The organism is Caballeronia sp. LZ028 (assembly GCF_031451415.1).
GTDB classification, from domain to species: Bacteria; Pseudomonadota; Gammaproteobacteria; order Burkholderiales; family Burkholderiaceae; genus Caballeronia; species Caballeronia zhejiangensis.
This window is the reverse complement of the sequence record NZ_JARUXN010000004.1, coordinates 1,367,066-1,371,210: the sequence shown is the minus strand read 5'-3', so window position 1 is coordinate 1,371,210 and position 4,145 is coordinate 1,367,066. Positions and strand designations below refer to the sequence as shown.

General features: G+C 62.3%; 4 protein-coding genes. 1 reads left to right on the top strand and 3 read right to left on the bottom strand.

The annotated features are described in order from the left end of the window. From QCE58_RS28990 to QCE58_RS28980, 3 genes are all read right to left on the bottom strand, one after another. Nucleotides 1–292, bottom strand: a 292-nt coding sequence (locus tag QCE58_RS28990) for a citrate/2-methylcitrate synthase (RefSeq protein WP_309780517.1), incomplete at its 3' end; no start/stop codon positions are given. A 36-nt stretch (nucleotides 293–328) separates the two neighbouring features. Further along, nucleotides 329–1,336: a CoA ester lyase gene (locus tag QCE58_RS28985; RefSeq protein WP_250521495.1), complete on the bottom strand. Its 1,008-nt coding sequence runs from the start codon at nucleotides 1,334–1,336 to the stop codon at nucleotides 329–331. Nucleotides 1,337–1,493: 157 nt separating this feature from the next. After that, complete coding sequence (locus tag QCE58_RS28980; protein WP_008354061.1) at nucleotides 1,494–2,480, bottom strand: malate dehydrogenase; 987 nt, start codon at nucleotides 2,478–2,480, stop codon at nucleotides 1,494–1,496. A gap of 586 nt (nucleotides 2,481–3,066) precedes the next feature. On the opposite strand from QCE58_RS28980, the gene QCE58_RS28975 reads away from it, so the two are divergent. Then, nucleotides 3,067–3,864 (top strand): GntR family transcriptional regulator, encoded by a 798-nt coding sequence (locus QCE58_RS28975; RefSeq protein ID WP_033536962.1) that lies wholly within the window; start codon nucleotides 3,067–3,069, stop codon nucleotides 3,862–3,864. Nucleotides 3,865–4,145 lie beyond the last annotated feature (281 nt).

The following is a 4,145-nucleotide window of genomic DNA, read 5'->3' as shown; positions in this document are numbered from 1 at the left end:
GCGCGGCTTTGAGATTCGCGGGCAGGCCGCGCAACGCCTTCAGCTTCGTCTTGTATGCCTTCAGTTCGGCGGCGTTCGGCAGCTTGCCGTGCACGAGCAAATGCGCGATCTCTTCGAACTCGGACGTCGTCGCGACATCGAGAATGTCGTAGCCGCGATAGTGCAAGTCGTTGCCCGTCTTGCCGACGGTGCACAGCGCGGTGTTGCCCGCCGTCACGCCCGACAGCGCGACGGATTTCTTCGGCTTGAATGCGCCGGTTGCGGGTGCTTCGGTCGATGCCTGATCGGTCATTGTCTCTAGTCTCCTTTGCACGCTCGCGATGCGGCGTTATTTGTCTTGTCGAGATGATGATTTGAAAAACGGCGCGCATTCGTCGGGCAGCGTCTGGCCGGTCGCGTGCGCGCGGCGCAGCACGGACCAGTAATAGCGATAACTCGCGCGATCGTGCAGCGTATCGCCATGCCGCGTCGGGCCCCACTGTGCGCGCTGTGCCGCAAGCAGAATCTGCGCCGCGAGCGCGATTTCATCGGCGCGCGGCGAGAAGGCCTCGACGATCGGCCTGATCTGATCCGGATGGATGCTCCACATGCGCGTATAGCCGAACGCGTTGCGCGCGCGTGCCGCATCGTTCGCGACGACGCTCATGTCGCGCACTTCCGTCGATACGTTGTGCGACGGCACCTTTCCGTGCGCGTGACACGCGGCCGCGATCTCCAGCTTCGCGCGCCGCACGAGCGGATGATCGAACTGGCCGGGCGAGCGCATCGCGGTATCGGGAATGGCGCCGTTGTGCGCCGAGACGAAGTCCATCAGGCCGAAGCTCAGCGATTCGACGCCCGGCAGCGCGGCCAGTTCGAACGCTTGCGCGAGCGCGCCGTGCGTCTCGATCAGCAGATGGCAGGGAATCGGTTGCTCGATGCCGAACTCGCGTCGCGTTGCTTCGATGAACGCGACCATTTCGGTGGCATCGGCGGCGCTGCGGATCTTCGGCAGCATGATGAACGCGGGCGCTTTCTTCGCGCGACGCAGGATGATGCGAACGTCGTCGCGCCACGCACGATGATCGAAGTCGTGGATGCGCACGCCCACGCGCCCGAAGCGGTCGTCCTCGCCACCGACGAACGACGCAACCATTTCCGCATGTTCGGCCTCGTGACCGACTTGCGCCCCGTCTTCGCAATCGAGCGTGATGTCGAACATCGGACCGAGTTGCGCCTGCAGCGCCAGGGATTTGCGGATCAGCTTCTCGCTGCCGGCGTAATGATCACAGGTCGGAAGCACGGCGGGTTGCGCTTCGCCGTCAAACAGCACTTCGGCGGGAGTGAGAGCAGGCATCGTCGGCGTCGGGTCCGATTGGAAGTTGGGAAATTCCATCTTGCTCGATGATTCGAACACGCTCGATGTTTTTCAAGCGCGTTCGAATCATGCACGAACGCCGCGTAGCGTTCGCGCAGACGGGAAGCCTTTGCAGACTCCCCCTTGAACGACGTACTTACTTGCCCAGCAGATGCGAAACGCCGTCGCGCTCTTCGAGCAGCTCGTTCAGCGTGCCGTCCATCTTCTCGCGCGAGAACGCGTCGATTTCGAGGCCTTCGACGCGCTTGTACTCGCCGTTTTCGCACGTGACGGGCACGCCGTAGATGATGTCTTCCGGAATGCCGTACGAGCCGTCCGACGGAATGCCCATCGTGACCCACTTGCCGTTCGTGCCGAGCACCCAGTCACGCACGTGATCGATCGCAGCATTCGCCGCCGATGCCGCCGACGACAGGCCGCGCGCTTCGATAATCGCCGCGCCGCGCTTGCCGACGGTCGGGATGAACGTGTTACGGTTCCACTCGTCGTCGTTGATGAGCTTCGTCAGGCTCTCGCCTTCCGCCGTTGCGAAACGGAAGTCCGGGTACATCGTCGGCGAGTGGTTGCCCCACACGGCGAGCTTTTCGATCGACGCGACCGGCTTGCCCGACTTGGCCGCCAGTTGCGACAGCGCGCGGTTGTGGTCCAGACGCAGCATGGCGGTGAAGTTCTTCTTCGGCAGATCCGGCGCCGACTTCATCGCGATGTAAGCGTTCGTGTTCGCCGGGTTGCCGACGACCAGCACCTTCACGTCGCGGCTCGCGACATCGTTCAGCGCCTTGCCCTGAACCGTGAAGATCTCGGCGTTCGCCGACAGCAGGTCCTTGCGCTCCATGCCCTTCGAACGCGGACGTGCACCGACCAGCAACGCGACGTCGGCGTCCTTGAACGCGACCTTGGGGTCGTCCGTGACGACCACGCCCGCGAGCAGCGGGAATGCGCAATCTTCCAGCTCCATCACGACGCCCTTCACGGCGGCTTGCGCTTGCGGCAGATCGAGCAACTGAAGAATCACGGGCTGGTCTTTGCCGAGCAGATCGCCATTGGCGATGCGGAACAGCAGCGAGTAGCCGATTTGACCTGCGGCGCCGGTTACGGCAACGCGCTTTGCGGACTTAGCCATTGAGAACTCTCCTGGACGGTGCGTGGAACGCTAGGGAAAAACGCCATTTTATGCGCGTTACGCAAAGCGTTGATGAAGACATGCCGGCCATGCCGTGCCCAAACGCTTCGAAGCTCGACCGAGCGTTCGCGCCCGTGCCGTGCATCGGCGTTGCGGCTTGACCGTCATGCCATGAATCCTTCTCTTCGAGCGAGAGGCGTGCGGAGTGTTCTGGAAGGACGCGGTGATTTCGCTTGGGTCTGACGGCAACGCGCCCATACGAGACGGCGCTTGACGTTGCGAGGCGAGGGGCAGGCAGCGGCGCGCGAATCGAGTGGCCGATCGGCGTGAGGCGAAAGCGAAAGGGCGTGCCTGGCGGTATGTTGCACGCTGCGCCGGATGCCGTGTTCAGAGCGTACTCGAGGCGAAAAGGGCCATGATAAAACGCGCTGAGCGGCGGTTCCCGTGCTTTCGCAACGACCCGCAAACCCTTGCTCGACAAGGAGTGTAGGAGCCGTCCGAGGTAAAGTCAACACTATCTTATGTCTTATATAAGACATAGGAATCTTCGGGAAAAGTCTGGACGCACGGCGGGCCTTGTGTTGAAATGCGCGGCATGAATTCCAACCCGGCGAGCACGACGACCCCCAACGGCACTGCACCGGCGGCTGAGGCCGCGAGCACGCCGTCGCCGACGTTCAGCCCGCTGTATCAGCAAATCAAGGCGCTCATCACGCAAGGACTCGAGTCCGGCGAATGGAAGCCTGGCGAAATCATCCCGAGCGAGGTCGAGCTGGCCGCGCGCTACAAGGTGAGCCAGGGCACCGTCCGCAAGGCGATCGATGAACTCGCCGCCGACAATCTTCTCGTTCGACGTCAGGGCAAAGGCACGTTCGTTGCGACGCACAACGAAGACCGCGTGCAGTTCCGCTTCCTGCGCCTTCTGCCCGACGATGGCGACGTCCATCCTCACGTAAGCCGTCTGCTCGAATGCAGGCGCCTGCGCGCGCCGGCGGAGATCGCGCGCCAACTGGATTTGAAGCCTGCCGACCCCGTCGTTCTTATCAAGCGCTTGTTGCAGTTCGATGGCGTGACGACCGTGTTCGACGAAATCTGGCTGCCGGGCGCGGTGTTTCGCGGACTCACGGCCGAGCGTCTCGCCGAGTACAAGGGTCCGCTCTACGCGATGTTCGAGACGGAGTTTGGCACGCGCATGATCCGCGCGACCGAGAAGATCCGCGCCGTCGCCGCCGATGAAACCGTCGCGCAGTTCCTCGATGTGGCGCAGGGATTTCCGCTGTTATCGGTCGAGCGCGTGTCCTATACCTATGGCGACCGGCCTGTCGAAGTGCGTCGCGGATGGTACGTCACGACCGGCTATTTTTACCAGAACGACTTGAGTTGATCGAGTGAAGAACGGGCCGCGAGCACTGGCTGAGTGCTCGCGGAACACGCACGTTAGCAGGCCCATTCTCGCGCATGGAGCAACGGTCTTTTAGAGGACTTCTCGCTGCAGCGCGATATAAAAAGGCGCTAAAATCGCGGATTAGTGTGTTAACAAGTTGGGGTCTAGCATGGCAGAAGCCGTAAAAAAACCAAGGCCGGAATACCGGAACATCGGGATCGGTCAGATCGCGAAGTATCGCTTGCCGCTGGCGGGCAAGGTATCGATCCTGCATCGCGTGA

Excerpts from the sequence above, each read along its gene's own strand:
- QCE58_RS28985 (WP_250521495.1), bottom strand. The coding sequence starts at position 1,336 with ATGCCTGCTCTCACTCCCGCCGAAGTGCTGTTTGACGGCGAAGCGCAA.
- QCE58_RS28980 (WP_008354061.1), bottom strand. The coding sequence starts at position 2,480 with ATGGCTAAGTCCGCAAAGCGCGTTGCCGTAACCGGCGCCGCAGGTCAA.
- QCE58_RS28975 (WP_033536962.1), top strand. The coding sequence starts at position 3,067 with ATGCGCGGCATGAATTCCAACCCGGCGAGCACGACGACCCCCAACGGC.